Origin of the sequence: Moraxella sp. DOX410, assembly GCF_032248735.1 — a bacterium.
Classification (GTDB): Bacteria; Pseudomonadota; Gammaproteobacteria; order Pseudomonadales; family Moraxellaceae; genus Faucicola; species Faucicola tetraodonis.
The window spans coordinates 667,610-689,847 of the sequence record NZ_CP135138.1 but is presented as its reverse complement, the minus strand read 5'-3'; the positions used below and the strand labels follow the sequence as shown (position 1 = coordinate 689,847).

General features: G+C 43.0%; 19 protein-coding genes. All 19 read right to left on the bottom strand.

Translation table 11 applies throughout. From position 1 onward, the window contains the following. Positions 1-14 precede the first annotated feature (14 nt). The 19 genes from RNZ41_RS03165 to RNZ41_RS03075 all read right to left on the bottom strand — a co-directional run bounded on the left by RNZ41_RS03165 (position 15) and on the right by RNZ41_RS03075 (position 22,213). The gene (locus tag RNZ41_RS03165; RefSeq protein ID WP_314027571.1) at positions 15-1,280 is read right to left on the bottom strand and encodes an exopolysaccharide biosynthesis polyprenyl glycosylphosphotransferase; all 1,266 of its coding nucleotides are present in this window, start codon (positions 1,278-1,280) and stop codon (positions 15-17) included. Continuing rightward, positions 1,280-3,079: a PglL family O-oligosaccharyltransferase gene (locus tag RNZ41_RS03160; protein WP_314027570.1), complete on the bottom strand. Its 1,800-nt coding sequence runs from the start codon at positions 3,077-3,079 to the stop codon at positions 1,280-1,282. Before RNZ41_RS03160 ends, RNZ41_RS03165 begins: the two co-directional genes overlap by 1 nt. 146 nt (positions 3,080-3,225) lie before the next feature. Next, the gene (locus RNZ41_RS03155) at positions 3,226-3,711 is read right to left on the bottom strand and encodes a pilin (protein WP_314027569.1); all 486 of its coding nucleotides are present in this window, start codon (positions 3,709-3,711) and stop codon (positions 3,226-3,228) included. Between the two features lie 129 nt (positions 3,712-3,840). Next, positions 3,841-5,211, bottom strand: coding sequence for an O-antigen ligase family protein (locus tag RNZ41_RS03150; RefSeq protein WP_314027568.1), 1,371 nt, complete (start codon positions 5,209-5,211; stop codon positions 3,841-3,843). A gap of 77 nt (positions 5,212-5,288) precedes the next feature. After that, positions 5,289-5,738 carry a pilin gene (locus RNZ41_RS03145; RefSeq protein WP_314027567.1) on the bottom strand — a complete coding sequence of 150 codons (450 nt, stop codon included), beginning with the start codon at positions 5,736-5,738 and terminating at the stop codon, positions 5,289-5,291. A 377-nt stretch (positions 5,739-6,115) separates the two neighbouring features. Continuing rightward, entirely contained in the window at positions 6,116-6,532 is a 417-nt protein-coding gene (locus tag RNZ41_RS03140; RefSeq protein WP_314027566.1) for a type IV pilin protein, read from the bottom strand. After that, positions 6,532-7,083, bottom strand: a complete 552-nt coding sequence (locus RNZ41_RS03135) for a type IV pilin protein (RefSeq protein WP_314027565.1) — start codon at positions 7,081-7,083, stop codon at positions 6,532-6,534. The genes RNZ41_RS03140 and RNZ41_RS03135 overlap by 1 nt, the downstream gene beginning before the upstream one ends. Before the next feature lie 11 nt (positions 7,084-7,094). Next, positions 7,095-10,892 carry a pilus assembly protein gene (locus tag RNZ41_RS03130; protein WP_314027564.1) on the bottom strand — a complete coding sequence of 1,266 codons (3,798 nt, stop codon included), beginning with the start codon at positions 10,890-10,892 and terminating at the stop codon, positions 7,095-7,097. Between the two features lie 70 nt (positions 10,893-10,962). Beyond that, complete coding sequence (locus tag RNZ41_RS03125; RefSeq protein ID WP_314027563.1) at positions 10,963-11,841, bottom strand: PilX N-terminal domain-containing pilus assembly protein; 879 nt, start codon at positions 11,839-11,841, stop codon at positions 10,963-10,965. A gap of 3 nt (positions 11,842-11,844) precedes the next feature. Next, positions 11,845-12,759 (bottom strand): PilW family protein, encoded by a 915-nt coding sequence (locus RNZ41_RS03120; protein ID WP_314027562.1) that lies wholly within the window; start codon positions 12,757-12,759, stop codon positions 11,845-11,847. Continuing rightward, a complete protein-coding gene (gene pilV, locus RNZ41_RS03115) occupies positions 12,759-13,370 on the bottom strand; it encodes a type IV pilus modification protein PilV (protein ID WP_314027561.1) in 612 nt (203 codons plus the stop codon). The genes RNZ41_RS03120 and pilV overlap by 1 nt, the downstream gene beginning before the upstream one ends. Further along, positions 13,367-13,912 (bottom strand): pilus assembly FimT family protein, encoded by a 546-nt coding sequence (locus tag RNZ41_RS03110; protein WP_314027560.1) that lies wholly within the window; start codon positions 13,910-13,912, stop codon positions 13,367-13,369. The genes pilV and RNZ41_RS03110 overlap by 4 nt, the downstream gene beginning before the upstream one ends. A gap of 326 nt (positions 13,913-14,238) precedes the next feature. Further along, the gene (locus tag RNZ41_RS03105) at positions 14,239-14,982 is read right to left on the bottom strand and encodes a ComF family protein (RefSeq protein WP_314027559.1); all 744 of its coding nucleotides are present in this window, start codon (positions 14,980-14,982) and stop codon (positions 14,239-14,241) included. Between the two features lie 8 nt (positions 14,983-14,990). Further along, positions 14,991-16,304, bottom strand: coding sequence for a phospholipase A (locus RNZ41_RS03100; RefSeq protein ID WP_314027558.1), 1,314 nt, complete (start codon positions 16,302-16,304; stop codon positions 14,991-14,993). A 155-nt stretch (positions 16,305-16,459) separates the two neighbouring features. Next, positions 16,460-17,053, bottom strand: coding sequence for a DUF3465 domain-containing protein (locus RNZ41_RS03095; RefSeq protein WP_314027557.1), 594 nt, complete (start codon positions 17,051-17,053; stop codon positions 16,460-16,462). Between the two features lie 102 nt (positions 17,054-17,155). Beyond that, on the bottom strand, positions 17,156-19,342 hold the full coding sequence (locus tag RNZ41_RS03090; protein ID WP_314027556.1) for a cytochrome c biogenesis protein CcdA: 2,187 nt from the start codon (positions 19,340-19,342) through the stop codon (positions 17,156-17,158). 165 nt (positions 19,343-19,507) lie between these two features. Then, on the bottom strand, positions 19,508-19,957 hold the full coding sequence (gene gspG, locus RNZ41_RS03085) for a type II secretion system major pseudopilin GspG (protein WP_060994583.1): 450 nt from the start codon (positions 19,955-19,957) through the stop codon (positions 19,508-19,510). A gap of 126 nt (positions 19,958-20,083) precedes the next feature. After that, positions 20,084-21,289: a type II secretion system inner membrane protein GspF gene (gspF, locus tag RNZ41_RS03080; protein ID WP_314027555.1), complete on the bottom strand. Its 1,206-nt coding sequence runs from the start codon at positions 21,287-21,289 to the stop codon at positions 20,084-20,086. A 27-nt stretch (positions 21,290-21,316) separates the two neighbouring features. Further along, positions 21,317-22,213 (bottom strand): hypothetical protein, encoded by an 897-nt coding sequence (locus RNZ41_RS03075; RefSeq protein WP_314027554.1) that lies wholly within the window; start codon positions 22,211-22,213, stop codon positions 21,317-21,319. Between the last annotated feature and the right edge of the window lie 25 nt (positions 22,214-22,238).

Here is a 22,238-nt window from a genome sequence, read left to right as displayed (position 1 = left end):
TTATTTGTCGCAGTTTATCTAGCCCCAAAACCTGTCAGCATGGTTTGAATGGTTTTGAGTACAATCAAGATATCTAATGCAAAAGAAATATGTTTAATATAATAAAAATCGTACTGTACCTTAAGCGCTGTCTCATCGGTATCACTGGCATACCCTTGTGTGACCTGCGCCCATCCAGAAATACCGGGTTTGACGATATGGCGATAATTATAAAAAGGGATGGTTTTTTCAAAGGTTTTGACAAAACTCAGCTGTTCGGGTCTCGGTCCAATCAGGCTCATATCGCCTTTGAGCACATTCAAAAATTGCGGCAACTCATCGATACGGGTTTTACGAATAAACTTACCGACTTTAGTCACACGCGGGTCATTTTGTTGCGCCAGTTTTGCCCCGTTTTTTTCTGAGTCAAAGCGCATACTGCGAAATTTATAAATTTTAAACAATTTGCCGCCTTGCCCGACCCGCTCTTGGACAAATATTGCCCTGCCCGGACTTTCCAACCGTATCGCAATGACAGTGACCACCGCAATCAGCAATACAAAGGGTGAGACCAATAAAATCGCTATAATATCAATCAGTTGTTTAAACCTTAAATAGGTCTGCGATGGCAACAGCGAGCCCAACTCGTTTTCATACAAATGATGAATCGGCAGACGACCGGTCAAAGACTCATACACTTGGCGATTATTATACACCGGTCTGCCCTGTAACGTTTGCTCGGTTAAAAATCGCTGCCAGTCTTCATCGAGTGCAGGCGATGACAGGTCTGCCACTATCGCTTGCACTTTTTTGGATTGTATGGCATCCAGATGCGGTTTTTCAAGACGCAGCCAACGGATTTGAAAAATCGCTTCAAAGTTTTGACAATGTCCCAGTGGAATATACGCCATATAAGGTTGGTGCGCTTTTTGCTCAAGTAAAAATGATAAAAAGAAAAACACTACCCCGATAACGCCCGATAAGCCAAAGTAATATAGCGAATACGGCAACCGAAAAACGATAATCACCATGCCTAACAGCATCATCACCAACAATAAAGTTGGCAACACAAAGCTGATGGAGCGTTGACCTGGAAACTGGGTGAGTTTGCGCAAACCAAGGGTGACGAGCAAGACACCCAAGGTGGCTAACACCATACTATTAAATTCAGTAATCAGCCAGCGCCCCTGCAAAAAGCGCATTCGCCACATCAGCAAGGCGGGCAACACCACCACCACCCCCCAACCCACGATAAGTCGGAACGCGATATTTTGCCATACTAAAAAAATTACCCGCTGCATTATGGTTTGAGTCCTGTTTTTTCAGGATTGGCATCACGCCATTGTCTAAACTCACGGTATAAAGCTGCAAATGTCGCAGGATCTTGTTTGGCCAAGTTACCCAAGTCAGTATCCACATTATCACAATCCGACAAATTTTTTACCATGACACAAGCCGCTTCGATATGTTTTAATGCCGCTTGCTGGTCACCTTTATAGGCTAAGAACTGTGCATAAGCTAATATATTATACTGGGAAGAATCGGTATTTAGCACCTCTTCAAAGATGGCTTCTTTGACGCTTGCCTGATGGCGATTAATCGGCACTTGCATCGCAAGGATGCGGTCATGATACGCACTAAAGCCAAACACCTCATTTTGGTAGTCAATTCCTTGGTCTTGGTTTAGATGATTGGTGTGCTTGATAAAGCGATTATAATCCAAATAATTGAGATGAAAATATTGCCAAATATAGTAGCCTGATAACATCGCCAAACCAAGCATGATAAAAGACATGGCTTTTCTTAGTTTGCTTGGCCACACAAGCTGCCAGTTGCGCTGATCAATCAATGCCAAAAATAAGGCAAAAACTGCGAGATAGCGAAAATACCATAACGGGTATTCTACACTGGCATACAAGATACTGGCGATGACAAACGCCAGTGCAATTGCGCTTTCGCTACTATGCCGCAAATGAATCGCCCGCACGAGTAGCCAAACAATCGGCACAAAGCATAGCGCGCCTAACACCCCTAGCTCCGCCAAAATCATGGTAGCAAAATTATGCGAATGGTCGGCAATCTCTGGCCATTTAAAATATTGGGCATAATCAACGCTTGCCCCCATGTAGTTGTTCCAGCCGACCCCGGTGAGCACATGGTCATGAAATATCATCATGGCGCGTTCGCTCATCGCCGAGCGGTTACCCTGCCCGCCCGCCATACGGCTCACCGCCCCAAGCTGATTGGCGCTACTATAATTACTAATCCAACTTGCGCCCATATAGTACAGCACAAATACGACAAGACCAAAAACGCTAGCCGATAATTTGCTTTTCCATGCTATCGGCTGGGTCAAAAAGAAAATGGGAATCACCGCCAGCATCATCACCAGACCCGCCCGACTTTGGGTTAAGGCAAGCCCGATGGTAAATATCACAAACAATACCATCAAGCCAAATCGCGCATATTGTCGGTATCGACCAATGAGCCACTGCGGCGCATTTAACCTTTCTTGAAACGACTGCTGCAGTTGATAAATCACCCCACACAGCGCGAGCACAAACGCATAGCCTGCGTGATTGGCTTGCCCAAAGTTGCCGTCATAGCGTCCGCCATTGGCGTTACCACGGGCAATCACCCAACCTTTATAATCAATCTGATAGCCGCTCATCTGCATCATTTGAATCATAAAGGTGACGATTGCCATGAGATATACTGCAATAAACAAGCGGTTTAATAAATTCGCTTTATTTTCAATATTGGTCCCTATCAAAGCAGTCAAGGCAACCACCAGCAAGCTTATCACGGGGAATATCAGCGCATCGGGGTAAGCGATATGGTTGAATAATGGCTGACATACAATCAATAGCGCTAGCAGCAACCAAGTGAGCACAGATTTGCTAAACTTTGTGATCGGGTTTTGCCAGAAAAAAGCCGCGATTGCCAAACTCACAAACCCAAATGCGGTGGCATTGACCACAAAATCCCGCCCCAGTGGCGAATGCCAAGGCATGAGGTATGTCAAAATTGCTAACCCCATGAATAGGGTAAATAGACGGATATCTTGGGTGAGCGTTTGGTTTGATGTCGATAGTAGCATGGTGTTTTTCGTGGGCTTTAAACGCAAAAATGCTAAACGGGGTAGTTTAGCATTTTTCTTATCTTATAGTCATATTGAAGAAAAAATTTTGAGTTAATTTAACACTTTATTATTTTCATAAGCTTTAGCATATTATCATGACTAAATTAGTTAATAGTATTATCGAAGTTACAGTTTGAACCAAGGTATTTTTGCTCGATATTAGACTTACAGTACCAGCTACCATTGCTATTTCTTTCCCAAACAATTTTTTTACCATGAATTACTGGTGAGGTCTGGTTAGATATAGTAGCGGTGATGGTAGATTGTTGGGTTAAAGGATTTGTAATTTGTGCAACACCAGTATTGTCAGGCAATACAATCCCTACTTGAGAATTACCTTGAATAATATTAGATGGCGATGCCCTAGGGTCGCATTCGTTAGCTCCCAAACCTATATTAGTAACACCATTATTAAGACAGTCTTCTACTGACAATCTAAGCTCGCCAATCTCACCAATAATTCTACCTGCCTGTACTTTAACCATATAATTTTGGTATTGGGCTATAGCAATAGCGGATAAAATGCCAATGATAGCAATTACTATCATTAATTCTACTAGAGTAAATCCTGTATTATTTTTATATACCATTATGGGTAAAGCCCTTTAAAATATAATATTGTATTGCTCAGCAATTTACTTTAAATCCTCACCATGACGAAATCGAGCATAATTTATATATCTTGTTTTGGATAATACACCATATAATCTATACAAAAATCATTCCATGTTCACCAAATGAGCATTTGACCAAAATCTAGGTCCTAACGAGGGGCTAGAATTCACCATCCCTTTATCATTTCCATATTGAAAAAAACTATCTGAGATAATTAAGAGAATTATCAAGATAAAGCCTAATCCCCATTTTAAAATCTTTATTTCTTTAACATCATTAAATTTATTAATTGTGAGGAAATAAATAGACCTGCTATTTAGATTTATTTGTATGTTACTCATGACAAAGCAAAAATAAATTAGCATAGTCATTTGGCTAACTGGATATACATGAGCACCAGACAATAACATGTTGACTAATAGCGTTATTATACCTGCAAATAATATTGCGGGAAGCTGTGAACGTTTATTAAATATCCATCGAACAATATAAACAATTAAAAAGCTGATAAGCAGCCCTGTCACTCCCCATTCAACCACTAATTGTACAATAAGATTATGGGGATGACCGATTTTTAAAGGGTTAATTTCTTTAGCAAAAACGAAATTCCCGCCACCAAGCCCCATTAATGGATTAGCCAACCAGTGATGCCAAGCGTTTAGCCACATTCGCCATCGCGTACCATCTTCCTCTCGCAAAACAGTATATTGGGCAGCAGAAGTATCAAAGCATTGAATAATCCGATATAAAATAAAGCTAATCAATATACTTATAAGTGGTTTTAGTATTTTTTGATAGCCTTTAGGATAAAATAACACGATAGCGCTTAAACCAACACTAATCCCTAACCAGTTAGCACGAGCAGCATCTAGCCATAAGGTTAAAAGAAAAAAACTAGCGATTAGAGTTGTGGTTTTTGAAAATCTTTTTAGAAAACTAGGTCGATACCATAATAAAAATATTAAAGGTAATAATGCATCATCGTAATAACGAATATTAGTAAATAATCCATGCCAAACTAATGGCACATTAGCAGAGATATATAAATAATAACCTATCAATAACCATATAATACAACCTAGTGGGCTAAGTGCGACAATAGCAATTGCCAATTCTACTTTTGGTATTGGAAGTTGAATCATTAAAAGGTAAATGAAATAGCTATAACATAATAATGCACCCATTAATGAGATATCTAATAAAGCCAATAAACTATTTTTAGAAAAGTAAATGATGGTAAGAGTATATATCGACAATAAGAAAATAGTCAGGGGTACGCATTTTGATGTTTTAATAGTTATTATGTTGAAACGTAGAATTCCATATATAAAGCTTAATAACAGTATTAAACATTCTTGTAACCGCCAACTATCAATTATGTTATGCATCCATTCACTACTAAAGCCAAAGAATGCCCCACTAATAAATGCAAGCGGCAAACATAAAAAAATATAATCCCAACTCACACGCTTCATTATTTTTCTCGAATGCATAATAACTTAATAAAAAAGCACATCCGAAGATGTGCTTGTATAAACTTATTAACGTTATATTATGAACCTGAGCAACCAGCTGGTCTAAATTTAGCATCAGCGGTGGTTGAACAAGCCCATGAACCATTAGCATCACGTTTCCAAGTTAATGTTGCACTATTATCTTTTAAGGTAGCAGCTGCATTATTAGCAAAAGTAGCTACAATCGTAGCACCTGTAGTCAAAGCAGCACCATTAGTACCATCAGTAGCAGGAGCAGCACCTTGAACTGTTATAGTTTGAATATTAGATGTAGTAACCCCTAATGGACATGCACCCTGTGCAGTTTTACCTTCATTTAAACAGCTCTCCACAGCAGTTTTAATTGCGGCTGTTTCTCCCATAGCGCGGCTTACTTGCGATTTAGCAATGTAATTTTGATATTGTGGAATTGCAATCGCCGCTAAAATACCGATAATCGCGATAACAATCATTAATTCAATCAGGGTAAAACCTTTTTGAGCGTTCATAATGAACTCCTATTTTTGAGTGTATAAAATGAATAACCTAATCATATAGTTAATTATATAGCCAGTCATCCAATTAATTAAGTCAATTTGCAAAGTTTTGCTAACTATCACTCTGCGTTACTAATAGAATTACTGCAGTTTTTGTGCCAATTTAATTTTTCAGCCAAATCAACACGAATATGCCTTCTACTTGGCGACTAATTTAAAAATTATTTAGTGTATCGAGGCTTATCTAAATGATTTTTTTAACTATCCCAATTTATTCATCTATCCGTATGTTATTGTCAAAGATATGACAATTTTTGTCACTTTTTTATATCACCCAACCTAAATATTGTCCATACTGCCAAAAATTGTTCAATGCTTAGCTTAATAAGCTAGTTATTCCACTCTTGACCCATACCACATGCACTACCTCGGCATTTGACTCCTTGAGCGTTTAGAGTGAGCGTACCATCATTTGCCATCTGCGATGAACTAACTGGTATGGCTGTAATTGTCCAACGGTCAGTGAGGGGAGTAGGTGCTAGGGTGATGGTATATAATGCTGTACCACTTCTAGGGAAACTCCCATCTAATCCCGTGCCTGCGTTCGTGTAACTGCCTTGTGCCAGTTTACGCGATTCAATTTGCGAGGCGATATTTTGCAACTCAGTCATCATATCAGTGCGTTTGGTTTTGATGACATAGCGTTGGTAACTAGGATAAGCAATCGCCGCCAATATACCGATGATAGCCACCACAATCATCATCTCGACTAGGGTAAAGCCTTGTTGGCGATATCGATTTTTCATTACCAAGTCTCCGAATAAGTACCACAGTTGGTTGATGCGATGGTAACGCTAGTGTCACTATTTTTGGTTTTGCATTGTGTTCCACTACTAGTGAGCAAAATTTTATGCGCATCGTTAAATTTTGTGGGGTTAGGGGTGGCAAACATCACCCATGCTCTACCTGCCGTCAAGCTATTAGCGAGCGTCGAAGATGCCGTTGGCACCAGACTATTGGCAGTATTGTCGCCATCCACTAACAGTATTTTGTAGTGATAATTACTGCTGGTACTATTGGCAGGGACATAAATAGTTTTATTATCTGTTTCATCATAACCGTAACTGACCGTACCGTCACTAGCAATTTTTTTGGGTAAAAAGCCTTTATAAGTCAGTGAAGTCGCCCGCCAGCGATTGAGCTCAATCTCTAGCTGCTTCATTTTCGCTTGCGCTTGCGATTCGGCATTGCGAATGGCATATTGCCGATATGATGGAATAGCGATACTGGCGAGTATCGCAACCATCGCTACTGTTACCATCAGTTCAATCAGCGTAAAGCCCTTGTGACGATTCATCATTGCCTCAGTTATTTATTGACTTCATACCAAGTATTTGGCTTTAAGGTATATCGATCATTGTAGATATTCTCTATAGCTGAGCCATCACCCGTGGTCTTACTTAGACCAGATAATGGTTGGCTAATTCGATCAAGTCCAATATTATTAGACCCCGTATCACCCGCCAACAGCTTACTGCTGTCATCACCAAACTCCACTCGGTTGGAGGCTCTATCCGTAATTGTTTGCGTACCAATCAATAGGCGTTGATTAGACAATGCAGAACTACGCGGTCCTAGCGTCAATTCTTGGATACCTTGCCCTGCCCGCGCAAAACCTGCCGTGCCATTTTTAGATGCAGCATATTCATCGATAGCCGCCCCTGCTGAATTTGTGGTTTCTTTTAAGCAGATACCGTAAGGTAGACAGTACAATTGACGCTCCGAGCCGCCTGTGATTTTTGCAGAACAAGATTCAGTGACGCCATAGTTCATATCGGGGTTGTAGACAGTGGTATATAAGAAACTATCAATAACCTCAGACTTACCCACGCCTTTGGTATATTTGACCTTATCAAAGCCATCAAAGCGCGTTAATGGATAATACCAGCCACGTTTGGCTTTTACAGAAGTGATAGCCGCTTGTTTGGTAGCTAAAGTATAATCATTGGTAACCGTAGGTAACGCCAATAAGTCGCTAGCGGCTGTGGTATTGGCGGTCAAGTCTACCACTTTTTGTACTTTAGGCGCATCTGTGGCGGTAGATTCTTTGCGGGTGGTAAAATCACTGGCATATAAGATACTATCTACCAACGTGACATCGGTGTCCATAATGCCATACAGTCTATCGGCATAGGCATCGCTAGTACGTAATTTTGATAACGGCGAACTGCGGTCACCTGAGATGACATTAACCACAGCGAACAATCGGCTGTTATTAAAGCTACTATCGCCACGGTAAAAACTGACGGCAGGACGCTCATAAAAACGGTGATTATATTTGATATCTGTGCCAGTAAAGGCAGGTTGCAGCAGACGCACTACGCGCGTATTACTAAATGAAGTTTCAGGTGCAGCTGTGCCACTGCTTACAGGTTTGATGAATCCAGCATTGGTAAAATCAGCACGGAACACTTGACCGCCCATGTCAGCAAAGTATAACTGATCCATATAACCATCATTGTTGCGGTCAAGGACGGTAATCCCGCCTACGATACTATTATTGAGGGTAGAGACTGTTGTATTGGTAGCACCTGATACCGTATTGGCTGCTTTGGTGGCTGACCAAATAAGCGCACCCGTTTTGGCATCCACCATATAGACAGCGTTGCCTAGAGATTCTGCAGCGGTTGTGCGGTTACACGCCTGTGATTTTTGATTGCTTAAGGTCGAAGTTGTGGTGCCAACTTGATAGTTTTCATCTTCATAGCAGGTATCATAACCGCCGCCAAAGACTAACACATCTTTATAAGCATTGACTTTTTTGGTTGTCGAGTCTATGCCTGTGGCAATTTTTGCCTTGGTAGGTTTTGCCCAAATTTGTCCCATGCGGCTAAAACCTCTCGTAGCAGAATCGATTCTAAATAACATCTTAGGATTATTTTTATCCGTTAAATCTAAGCCATACATACCTTCTCCGCCCATCCGTAGTCCGCCATAAGCACGGACATAGGTATTACGGCAGTCTCGAGTATTACTTGGGTCGTTAACCGTATCTGCTGGACAAGGTGTTACAGTGACTCTGTTGTTATCAAGGTCATAAAAATAATTAGCACTCACTAGCCAAGGGGCGTCCACACCAAAGTAAGGTTTACCCACCTCTGTGCTCGTACCATTGATAAGCGCCTGTGGTTGGCTGATGAGCATTTGTTTAGGGATAAAGGCAAGCTGCTCTCTTCCCCCATTGCCTGTAGTAGTATAGTCATCAGCATTTACCATGTGTAGTGACCCATCACTGGAACCGAATAACGCATAATCATCACGGGTATTACTGACTTTACCATCGGTGTCAAGATCGGCTGAGTAGGACACCATGCTTGGTGTTGAATGGATGGTGGCTCCAAGGACTTTGACAGGTGACGCTGGTGCAGTGAGTACCAAATCCGCTAAGGCTTGGGTTTTTTGCGCATCAGTCAATGTAAAACCCAAAAACTGTAGCAAATAATTAATTTTATCGCGGCTGTAAATAGCGGTATCGTTAAAGGTATTAGTGGCACTAATCGCATCTCCACTAGTATCTGACAGATTGGTCAAGGTGAGTTTGCCTGCACTAGTAACACCAAATTTGCGTATTACTGGTGTATTATTCGTTGCAGACTGTTTGTCTTCTAGATACAACGTCCTTATGTTATTGACTGCCGTATCAGGGGTTTTCAAATTACTAAAAAAACCACCTGATGTCACTAGATCATTAGCGACAGCACCATCTTTGGTGATGCTCACAGCACTCCATAAATCCTCTGTACTAGGATTTAATTTACCCGCAATGTCAGAGAACAATGCAGAATTGGATTTACCATATAAGGTACCTTCATTAAGGTTATATTTTTTGAGGTTACCTGACCAAACAGCAGTTGATTTACCCACTTCTGCTTGCAAAATCGGATAGTAGGCAACTGCAAGTTGGCTATCTGCGCGATAAGGGTCATCAGGTACCACAATCGTTCCTGAAGGGACTGGTCGAATATCAGCACTTAATACATCCATAAACGCAGTCAAGCTATCTATAACATCCTGTGGTGAATCGGCATAGTAATAGCCGCCACCACCAAACTCTTGACCAAGTCTACATAAGTTTTGAACATCTTTATTAGTTGATGAGGTGCAGTTATATATTTTCTTGCCATTAATCGTAGTGGGTGTACTTAGACCTGCCATATCCGAACCAAAACCCACCGTAGCTGTCTTGATAGGAATACCAGTGGCATTACTATTTGAAGCTAAAATTTGTCCATAGTTCGCCATACAGCCCCAACCTAAAGCACCATACTTTCCATCTGGCAATAGCCCACAATTAGTTACTTTTGTAGCAGTAGTGCTTAGGGATGTATTCATTAATGCTTGCGCTTGTGTAGCAGTAACACTGGTATTAGGCTCACCGTCTGTTAATAAATAGATTCCATTACCTGCACAGGTAGTTTGTTGAGCGCCTTGTTGATATTTAGTTCTATCGGGTATTTTTGTAATATTATCGGAGTTCGTAAAGCCTGAACCAGTTCCTGATGTTTTAGTGCCCAGCATATAAGCGCCTGCCTCCGCAAACGCACTCGGTGTCGGTGTACCACCCCTAGCAGTTAACCCTGCAACATAATTTGCCATTAGCTGGCGATTTGCCATTGTGAGCTTTTGTATTGGATAGCGAATGATACCAGTTTTACCATCACCATTATAAGAAAAAATACCAACGCCTAAGCCAATATCATTACTAACTGTATTGTTGGTAAGTAAGGTTAACAAAGCCACTTTAAGGCTATTGATTCGATTATAAATCGTCTTATTGGTCGTGCTTGAAGTACAACTTTGCAGATTTGAGATAGTAGTAGTAAAAGTTTTAGTACTGTCAGTTGCATCTGTATAAACAAAACTTGTATCTCTAGTTTGTGTTGTACCACTCTTACATCCACTCAATGATGAATTCATACTACCTGAGATATCAAGCATCATCATGATATTTGGATTGCCAGGCGTGGGCAAGGCATAAATCTCTAGGTCACCAATTTGCTTTTTGACGACATCTGCCTGCGAGGTACTTACCGCCACCATCATCGACATGGCAATAACTACATATTTGATTGAAGTCGTTATTTTACCTTGATACGATTGATTCATTGCTTTAGACCTCTTAACACCAAATTTAGGTTTCATCGTTATCACCACATTATCTTTATGTTAACAAACCTTATCTACCTGATGAGGTTAAAGTACATTTTGACGATAATGTCCCTGTGCCTTTGCCAAACGGAATACAGTTGGTTGAGCTTGACATATTCTCGACATCCGCTTGCTCGTAAAGCATCTTGCTTGGGGTGTTTGCTTTACGCATACACTCAATGAGAGAATATTTTCCTGCACTCACATTGTCTTGGATAGCAGTTTGTTCAAAGCATTTATCAAAACCCACCTTAGGCTCTGCATACGCAGGTAAGGCTGCAGTGGCGCGAATGTCGAACTTGAACTTTTTACTGGTGCGGTTTTCTACTTCTTTCCCAATCACCATTTGTGAAAATGGTTCAGCATCGGTTTCAGGTGGGGTGACCGCAATATTCATCTGGGTCATTGAGGTTTGTCTATCACTTGTGTAGCTATCGGCACTGGTATAGTCACAGTAGCCACTGTCACGCCCACTCCAGTAGCCCCCGCCTTTTTTTAGGATGGTAGCGTTTTTGGCAAGGTATTTTTTTTCACGCGGATTATAGCAGTAGATAAATTCGTTGGTAGCATTGTCTGAATTGAGTAAAAAATGCCCGATAGCCCCTGACACGCTCGTGATATCTTTATATGCCTGTGAACTAGGATTGGCATTCACCATCGCCTCTAACTTTTGATTGCCACTATCGGCTGATTGTAGCAACAAGGTGTTGATTTGGTCAGCGGTGGCAGTTCTGAGATCCGTGGTACTTTGACGTACTGCTATCGCGCCTGCCAATAGGATAAGCACCAAAAACAACAATACTACTATGAGCGCTGCGCCGCGTTGATGAGATGGCAAGTTATAGCCGTTGTTTGTTGGACGGATAAGCGCGGATTGCGTGCTGATTGATAGGATTGGATTGCACATTGGCTAACTCCCCGCAGTTAATGTCGTACTGGTGTCAATATTGATAACTCGGGCGTTTCTAAGTAAGGTCGTAGATTCATAGGTAGTACGTACCAGTTTAGGCTGTCCTGATTTTAATGGCTGAGTTGCGCCTAATAATTTAAAGCTGGTCGCGACATCGCTACCGATGACAGGTGAACTGCCTCGGACAATTAGCCCAATTTTGACTGCGGTAATGGGCGGCTTGGTACCAGACAATGCTAAATACTCACTGGCGGTCAGGTAGCGCATCAACCCAGCATCACTAGGTGCGTCAGTTTGGATACCCAACAAGATTTTGAATTGGTCTACCCCTAAGATTACCTCGCTGCCACCGCTTTGATAGTTCGCACTCAAACCAGTAATACCTGTATCTGTAACCCTACCCGCATCGCAAGCTAGCAACAGCCCTTGCCCTGTGGTACTTGAACTTCTAATAAAATATCGCTCAATTACAGTAGCTTTTGGATCAATATCAGCACTTTCACAATCAGGAATTTTTACACCTGTGGTATTTTTAAATTGAATCGTTAACTGGTCGCTATTGATCCCTGTGATATTAGAATCACCTCCATTGCGGGTAAAATAAAGATTTTTGGAGGTGTCTGTGGGTTCCAAACCAATATTTTCAGGTGAAATGACGATGCCACCGCCCGCCGTTGTATCGGTAATAGAGGTTACTGAATTTCCCAAATTTGCCAATCGCAAATGGCTCTCTAGCTGCTGCAAACCAAAAACGCTTGCCTCTTGTAGCTCACTGCCACTTTTTTGGGTTGAGGCGGTTTTGGTATTCGTTAGGTATACTTGTATCACCGCAGCAGAAATCAGCAGCCCCAATACCAATGAAATCATGAGCTCTATTAAAGTAAAGCCTGAAGTAGAACGATAACTTGATATCATCAGTATGCCTCCATAATGAAGCATTGTGCACCAAAATTATAGACCGCATCTTCATTAGCGCAGGGTTTGTCTTTAGTCGTATCGGACGCAACAGCGTTATCCAAAAAAATCGGGTCGGTATCGCCCCAAGCGGCAATCAGGCATTGGCGGTCTTGTCCAACCGTACTAATCGTTGTGGCAACACCACTAGCGCTAGTGGTTGTCGTGCGTTTGGTAGGGCAAGTTGCCATACCCACGTTCAAGCCATTGTCTGCGGCATATTGCTTGACGGTTAAGGCGTCTTTTACTGCCAATTGCTTAATCGTACAGGACACAGGCGTACCCCCTGTCATACAACTATCTTTGGTGATAGCCACATTGCTAGTATCTGTGTTGGTGAGTGTAGTGGCGGTGCCGTTAATCGCTGTTTTGAATGCGGGTATGCCATCTATATTCGCTCGCATCATCTCGGCTGCACCACGCAGTACCGTTAATGCTCGGGTACGCATCAAACTCTCATCGGTGGCTTTGACTGCGGTCATCTGCATCGCAGTGAATCCAAGCACCGCGATTGCTAACAACATCAACGCTACCAGCACTTCTATTAAGCCGATGCCTTTTTGTGAATTCATGAACACGTCCCATTTTTGCTAGTGACAATATTACTGTTTGCATCGACCATGATGGTATATTTATCAGACCCAGCGCCATAACACACTGAAAAATTAGTCGAGCTATCTGTGTCTGTGTTGTCAGGTCTAGTTCCCGTGTCACCTGGATAAGCTTTTTTATAAGGGGTAAAACTAACTGCAGTTAAGGCACTCGGGCTAGCGGTAATCGTCAAATTTTTGTCTAGCGTATAGTCAGACAGCATTTCATCAGCATCTGTTGCCGACCTTTTTACATACAATACAGTGATTTTTTTGCTTGATGAGCTATTGGTTAGCACTACCCTAGTAGATCGCTGAGCAATCATTGCTTGGGTTCTTGCATCTTTTAGCGCAGCTTCAATGATGTTTGCCCCATCTTTGATTCTGGCTTGCTGAATCTGTCGTTGCATACTAGGCGCTGCCATCGCCGCAATGATAGCTATAATTGCAATGGTGATGACAACCTCGATCAGCGTAAAACCTTGGTCTCGGTCACGATGATACTGTCTTTTCAAAACTTTCATCACGATACCCACCCATACCCCTTGATAAACGACCTATCATACCATGTTTACTAGCACAAACCATTCTAACATTAAAGCAAAAAACATACCTATTATCGCAGTATTTTTGTTAATTGTCATACCTAAAGCTTACTACCCATAGTTTACCTGAGCCACTTATCGTTGCTAAGCGAATTAGGACGAAAGGGCGCTCACGTATTATCAAATCATTTTTAGCTTAGTATTTTAAAGCATCCTTCCAAAAACACACTTGTTGCCCGTCTCTATCTGCGAGCTTTAACAATATGGCGGTGCCACTTTGCTCGCAAAACAATGACAAGCAGGACCTAATGCAAAACCTTACCATGTAAGACTGAATACGCATGAATATGGGCAGATGGGTAATAATTTGTGAGTAGATTAGCCAATTCAGACAGGGTGGCACCTGTCGTCACCACATCATCAAACAAAATCAAATTTTTGCTAGGGGGCATATCTGTTAGAGAAAACGCATCTTTGATATTATCCAAACGCTCTTCTCGGCTTAGACCCTGCTGGTGAGGTCGGTCGAGTCGCTGCACACCCGTATAAACAGGGATTTGCCAGTGAAAGCTTAAATAAGCGGTTAAAATGGCAAGCGGATCGAAGCCGCGTTGCCTAATGCGCTGTAAACTTGTTGGCACTTTAACAATTAAAGAGTTTTTGGAATGACAACCTTTGGGAATATGCAGTTGTCTGATAGCTTGAACCAAAACGGGCAGATGATGTAACTGCTGCCCATTTTTGTACCCAAGCATGATCTGGTTTAGGGGATATTGATAGTAGCCGCTGGCTACGCCACGCAGTGACGTTTGCTTAAGTTGCAAATTAAAGCATGACGCGGACCATGCAAACTGGCTATGGCATGGCTGACAAAGAAATTGCTGTCGATTGAACCAATGGTCATGGTGACGCGGTGCTAAGTTATCAAAGCCTGGTGCAGCGCAATCATTGATGCCACATAATTGGCAACGGTGATGAACTTTCGCTTGATATACCAACGCCATGGCAAAGGGCAATCGCCACCAAGGCAAGGGGGCTACGATTGCCATAAACGCAGTTAAAGCCCTTTAAAATCATTAAACATGATACCAATACCGACATTGGTGCTCTTATGATTATAGTCTTGGATGTTTTCACCATAGCCATGGAATACTTGTAAAATCGCTTTCATACCGCCTGTCAATGGATAGGCATAATCCACCTGTATAGCGCCTTTATTGGTGCTTGGATTATAACGCATCACACCACCCACCGTGCTTTGGTCATTGAGCGGATACAACCAACGCACATCGCCATAGCCCATGTAGTCCCCAATATCTGGGTTATCCGAGTCTTTACTGTTCTCATTGGCGATGAGCCACAGTCTTGGAATCACGGTGAGTTTGCCCCACTCTGTTCCTGCCATCGCATAGATACGATTCCAAGAACGGGATAACGGGTCTGACTGTCCATTTGATTCATGCACTAGCCCCGCGCCCAACATTCTTAATGACCCATTCCCAGGCAGATCACCCTTGATAGGCTGTGTCAAAAATATCTCTGGCTGGTAATCTGAACTGCGAAAAGGTCTTGAGCTTTTGCCATTGTACACCTGCCAATAAGACTGCTGGGTATAGCCAAGCCACACATCGGCATTGGTATCAAACACATCTTGGGCAAGCTTGGTTTTCATTGAAATTTGCAGCTTGCTATCTAAGTGCTGCAAAGAATCTTTCGATGCGCGAACATGATCTTGGGTGGGTGAATGAATATCATAGTTTGGCGTCGCGTTGTACCAAAGCGGCATGACATACATGGGCAAATGTGGACGTATCGTCAGTATCCCTTTGGGATCATTTTTATCCAAGTCATATAACACACTCAGTGGCGTATATTTTTCCACATCCGTTGCAGTCACCCCCACTTGTTTTAAGATGGTTTTGTCAAGCTTGTTGGGTACCAAATGATCCAGTTTTTTTTGCTCGTTTTTAATGGGGGTCGTGACGGTTGTCGTTTGATCCACGGCTAACACGGGCACTGCTTTACCTTCTTTGATACTCACTTTCAAGGTTTTGGCAATATCAAGGGGCGCCTTGGCTTCAGGTTCGATTTTACCAACGCTTATCTTGTCAAAACAAGCTAAACGCGCGATATTTTCAGTGATTTTTGAACAGGTGAGCAGCGTTTGTTGGTCGACAGGGATAACGGTTGTTTCTATTAAAGTTTTTGTTGAATCTTGTGTTGAGGGTTTTGTTGAAGCTTTTGTTGAAGCTTTTGTTGAAGTTTTTGTTGAAGCTTTTGTTGAAGTTTTTGCCTGCGCCGTTGCTGTAACTGTTAGTGTGGCTAGTATAGCAAGCGATAAAGCGGTACGGTAAAGCGTAAGTTGTAACATAGGTTGACCTTCTTACAAAAATATCGTTCATGATAGCAAAAATTGATGAAAAATAGTTAACAAATGCATAATAATTTTTAACAGTAAAGTAAAGTTTTAATCAACTATTGGCTCGTCAATTATTGGTATTTCTATGGGTGCTTGTATGGGTAATTCTAATGATACTGCTGACCTTGATACTCAAGCCAACCGTCTTGATGACGGCTAGCGGGGTCACGGTGTGTCCAATGTACAACGCCACCTTTGTCGTTATAAATATATTCACCATAAAAACGAATGGGATTTTTGGTTTCGATACCCTCGATGCGCGGTGCCAAATCAATATTATGGGCAATTAACACCGTGATGTTTGGGTAGTTATCAATTTTGACCAAAAATTTTTGATGGCGGCTACCCTCATTATCGTCTTTTAGCACTTTAATCACCGTACCACACCCTAATACCTGTCGTTTAACGCTGGGATTTTTGGCTTGATAAGCTTGATTAATGACGGCGTTGTTGCATTGAATATTTGTTGCCTGACGTTTTTTGTCAGTATAACTTGCTGAATTTTTAGCCGTCTGTTGATTGGACTTTGAGCCTGCTAACGGTGAATTTGGGCTTGCTAACTGGCTATTTCCGCTTTGGTTTTGGCTTTTATTTTGCCTTGGCTGTTGGTCGGCATTGCCTTCATGGGAACACCCAGTGACAAAAATTAGCACCCCGAAAGTTAACGGGATGGCTATAGACTTTGCTAAGTGATAGTTCAATTTTTATTTAACCTTTATGGTTGAATGGGTCAATGAATCATTTGACTGAGTTTTCTTGAACTGAGTTTTCTTGAACTGAATTTTCTTTAACTGAGTTTAGAGTTAATTTAATTGGGACAAAAGTTGCTCAAAATCAGAGCGTTTGACTGCACCGTTTTGTCTTGCTACCAGTTGACCGTTTTGGTAAAACAACAATACAGGCGGACCGAACACGGCTAGTTTTTTATAGATTGCTTGGCTATCCGCCGTATTGTCAGTCACATCGAGTTTGACAACTTGCCAGCTGGCTAAACTTTGCGGCGGGTTGGCAAAAATTTTATCCATGATACGACATTCGATGCACCATTCTGCGGTGACATCGACGACTAGCTTTGGATATTGCGTAAGCAAGGGCTCAAGCTGTGACAGTTTGGTGATTTTAATCGTCTGGGTGGTCTTCGTTGCCGTGAATGCCGATTGCCCTGAGGTATTGACAAGCTTGTTAAGCGGCTGCCAACTATCTTGACTACCTGAGGCAGCGCCTATCACCAGACACGCTGACCAAATGCCTGCTAGCAATGCTAGTGCTTGAGTGAGTAATTGACCTTTTTTGCCCTGCCAGCGCCACAGCCATAAGCCAATCACAGCAAACCACAGCGCCCATAGCATCAGCATCCCGCTTGATAGCCATATACGCTCTATCATCAATAAAGCGACGCCAAATAACAGCAAACCAAAACTGGTTTTGACCCAGTTCATCCACTCGCCTGCTTTTGGCATAAAATTACCTTGGGTGGCGCCCAGTAAAATGAGCGGTGTGGATAGCCCAAGCCCCAATAAAAACAATGCGGCAAACCCCATCACAGGATCACCCAGCGCTGCCACACCTGCCAACGCACCTGCAAGGGGTGCCGTCACACAAGGGGAGACAACCAGTGCAGAAAACAAGCCCGTCAAATAACTACCACTTAAGCTACCGAGTCGATTTGCCCCAATTTGGCTGATTTTTTGGAACTTAACACGCAGCGCATGCGGCAATTGCCAGCGAATGACATCCAACATGTACAGTCCAAGCAGGATAAATAACCCTGCAAAAATTAGCAAAATGACAGGGTTTTGTAGCCAGTTTAGTATACCCAAAGATTGCCCAAATAACGCCACCACTGCGCCCAAAATGCCATAACTGGTGGCAACACCCACGCCATAACTGCCCGTGAGTAATAACCCTTTTTTGGCGGATGGACGATGTTGACGGGCAACGATATTGGCTACAATCGGCAGCATAGGTAACACACAAGGGGTAAAAGCCAACCCCAATCCCGCTAAAAACAACAGCAATAACGCAACACCGCTATGCTTGGTCAATCCAAAAATATCTTGATTGCTAGCGCTAGCTGTCAAACTCGTTGCAACCGCCGCCGATGAAGCCGCGGGTTTAGTCATGACAGTTGTTTGGACAGGTTGCGACGATGTAACGGAGGCTATAGGGGCGGATGCCGTTAACTGCGCTGTAGTTAAAACATCGGTGGCTGAAGCATCGGTCACTGTGGTCGATGCGACTTGCTGCCCCGCTGCGTCTGTAGTGCCACTGGACAGCGCATCGATGGCAGACGGTGTACTAGTTGTCTCATCGACGGTTTTAGCAGGGGGCAAGCTAGCAGATTGCTGAGTCGTTGTCGGGGCAGCATCGCTGGTCGTCGCCACGGTATTGGTGACTTTGCCTTGCACCGTTTTTGACGTCATTGCGTCTGATTTTTTTGCGCCATTTTTGGTGGAAGCGGCCAATTGGGTGATGACAAATTTGGTCTTTTCAGGGGGATAGCAAAGCCCTATTTTGGCACAGCCCTGCCATTTGACCGTAGCAGGTTGCGAGGTGATTGCCTTATCCGCGCTCAAGGTGGTTGTGGCAGTAAAGGGGTGTTCAAACACAGGCACCCGACCAAAATCCGGGTCATCCACATAGGTCGGTGCTGCACTAAATTGTAGTGGCGTCGCTGTTACCCCGTCAGGCAATTGTAAGGTTAATTTATCCCGATATGCATAATAGCCTGCTTTGACATCCACATGAATGGTCACTACTTGCCCTTTTTGCTCAGTATAGACTTTAAAAGCCTCATGCACCGGTAGCGGCTTGTCTTTGGCGGTCAAGCTGGGAGTGTAATTACCGCCAAACACCTCACTCAAACTAATCGCTTGGGCACTTGGCATGGTAAGGCTAGCGACAGCCAGTAGCGTGCCAAGCAAACAGACATGACGACTCAAGGTTCGAAAACAACACAGGGGCGTAGGCATAGGGGGTAGATTTTTCAAAGACAACTTCTCATATGTTCTAAATTTATACGTTTCAGATTTATACGTTTTAAGCCACGTAATTATACTATGACCACTAATTTTAGCTAATCCCTGTCCAAAAACCTAGCAAAAAAAATCAGAGTGCGTGACTCTGATTTCGTTAACCCAGTGAAAACACGAAAGTTATAACTTAGCAAAAATGTCTGCGTCTTGTCCTTCGCCGCCTTCTTTGCCATCAGCCCCCAGTGAGAATAAATCATAGGTTCTGCCTTCGGTACCTGGGATAACGTATTGTAGGTCATTATCCCAGCCATCTTTCGGAAAACCGCCTTTAATATACCCGCCCTCTGGCCAGTTTTTGGCGCCTTGTGGTGGCTTGTTTAGGGCTTCTAACCCTTCTTGGGTGGTGGGATAGCGACCATTGTCCACTTTAAACATATCAATGGCATTTGAGGTGGTAGATAAAGCCGTTTCGGTGGTTTTGACGCGGGCTTTGTCACTTTGACCGACTACTTTGGGTACCACAAGACCTGCCAAAATTGCCAAAATGACAATCACCACCATGACTTCAATTAAAGTAAAACCCGCTTGACGATTTTTTGATACATGAGCACAACACATACGAATTTCCATTTTTTAAATTTTTAGCGCTTTTTGATAAGGTGTTAGGATTTTACACGGCTTTTTTGACAATTTGCATACCGATTTGGTTAACTTTGTCGGATTATTTAGCCATTAATTCTTTGGCGGTTTTAGGGTTTAGCCCGCCAAATCATTCATATTGATAATCGGGAGCATCACTGCCATCACAATGGTCATGACAATCACGCCCATCAGCACCAACATCAGCGGCTCAAGTAGTGACAATAGCGTGCTAATCATATTGGTGGCCTCATTTTGCTGCATCGCTGCTGCACGCGTCAGCATGTCATCAAGCTCGCCTGAATTCTCGCCGCTTTTAATCATCTGTACCATCATCGGCGGAAAATAATTACTGCGCTCAAGCTGGCTTGATAGGCTCGCGCCTTCGGTGACTTTTTCTGTGGCGCGCGCGATGGTATGTTTGATATGGGTATTGGTGGTGACTGCCGCGCCGATGGCCAGTGCTTCCACCAATGGCACCCCTGAACGTACCAAAATCGCTAACGTACTGGCAAAACGTGATGCGTTAAGATTTCGCGATAATTTACCAAACACCGGCAACCGCAAGACAAATTGGTCAAAAGCGGCTTTGCCTGCCGCCGTTTTAATAAACTTCACAAATAAAAACACCGCACCAATTAGCCCGCCTAATATCAGCCACCACCATTGGGTTAAGAGATTAGACAATGCCAACACTACTTGGGTAATCCATGGCAGCGCTTGCTCAGATTGTTCAAACACTTTGACAATTTTTGGCACGACAAAGCTCATCAAACCCACCACCACTGCCACTGCCATCATCAGCAAAATTATCGGATACACCATCGCGCCTTGTACCTTTTTTTGCATGGCAAAGCGATTTTCGGTGTAATCGGCTAACTGGTTTAAAATCAAATCCAAATGCCCTGAGCGCTCACCTGCGGCAATGGTGGCGATATAAATCGCTGGAAAATTACCAGAGTCTTGTAACGCGCTCGCTAGGCTATAGCCTTCCAATACTTTGGCACGCACACCATGCATCAACGCTTTGACATGCGGTTTTTCGCTTTGTTTGGCAATCGCTTGCAACGCTTGTTCAATCGGTATCGACGCTGCCAACAACACCGACAATTGGCGGGTGATTAATGCCAAATCATACGCGCCCACCCCTTTTTGCCACAATCGGTTGCGACTGACATCGGTTTTTTGTACAGGTGAGACTTCGACAGGCAGTAAATTTTTATCGCGCAGTTGTTGGCGGATTAGCCTAGCAGAATCGCCTTCAAGAATACCTTGGTGTGACTTGCCTTGGGTATCCATGGCTTTGTACTGAAATGCGGGCATTTGAGTTCCCAACGGGTAAAATTAGCGTTATTTTAAAGGCTTAATAGGCTGAAATAAAGACTCGTTTTCATTGGAATCATATTGTACCAATACCGATAGCTCATCGCGCAAGTCTTGTTTGTTAAAGCTATTGACCTCAGTAATCAGCATTTTCTCGATTCGTTTGTCAACGGCGTATTCACTGATTTGCGCACAATAGATGGCTAATTGATACACTTGCGCTTTGAGCGACTCATCGAGTGATTGCAATAGTCTCACCAATTCTGCCACATTGATGACTTGGTAAGGGTAATTGGGAATCGCCGCCTCTTTTAATGGGGTGACTGAATAGTTGACACCGAGATGGGCAAAATAATAACAACTAAATAAATAACCTAAAATATGCCCGACAAAATAACCCCGGTCATTGTGATAGCATGCCACCCCCAAAAACTCAATCACGGTCGCCGCCAAACTATGCTCAAGACCGCGAAATTCAGCGGATGATGGCAGCAAGCCTACGGTTGGCAGGTTCATTAAATTTTTGTTTTGGCTGACAAGCTGCCAACCAATCGGTCGCTGCGGCGGTAAATGATGGCTAATCGACATCACCAAATCATCGACGATATGTAAATTATTGAACAAATGCTGCAGTTGCATCAGCCCAACATTATCGCGCATATTTAAATATTTGGCGACTTGCAGTTTTTTAGTTTCAATAAACTGGGATTTTTTACTGGAGATATAAAATAACAGTTGGTTGGGATGGGAGTGCTCAAAATACTGGGTCACTGCGTTTTCTTGGGCATGAAACACGGCGGTGTAGTGACTGGTAACATCCATTGGGTTAACACCACGATGGTCCATCGCAGGGTGTTCTGGATTGGGCTTGATGTGCAAGCCATGTGCTTCGACAGGTTGACCTTTGGTAGTTGAAGTTTCCATGTTGGCAATCGCAGCTGATAAAATA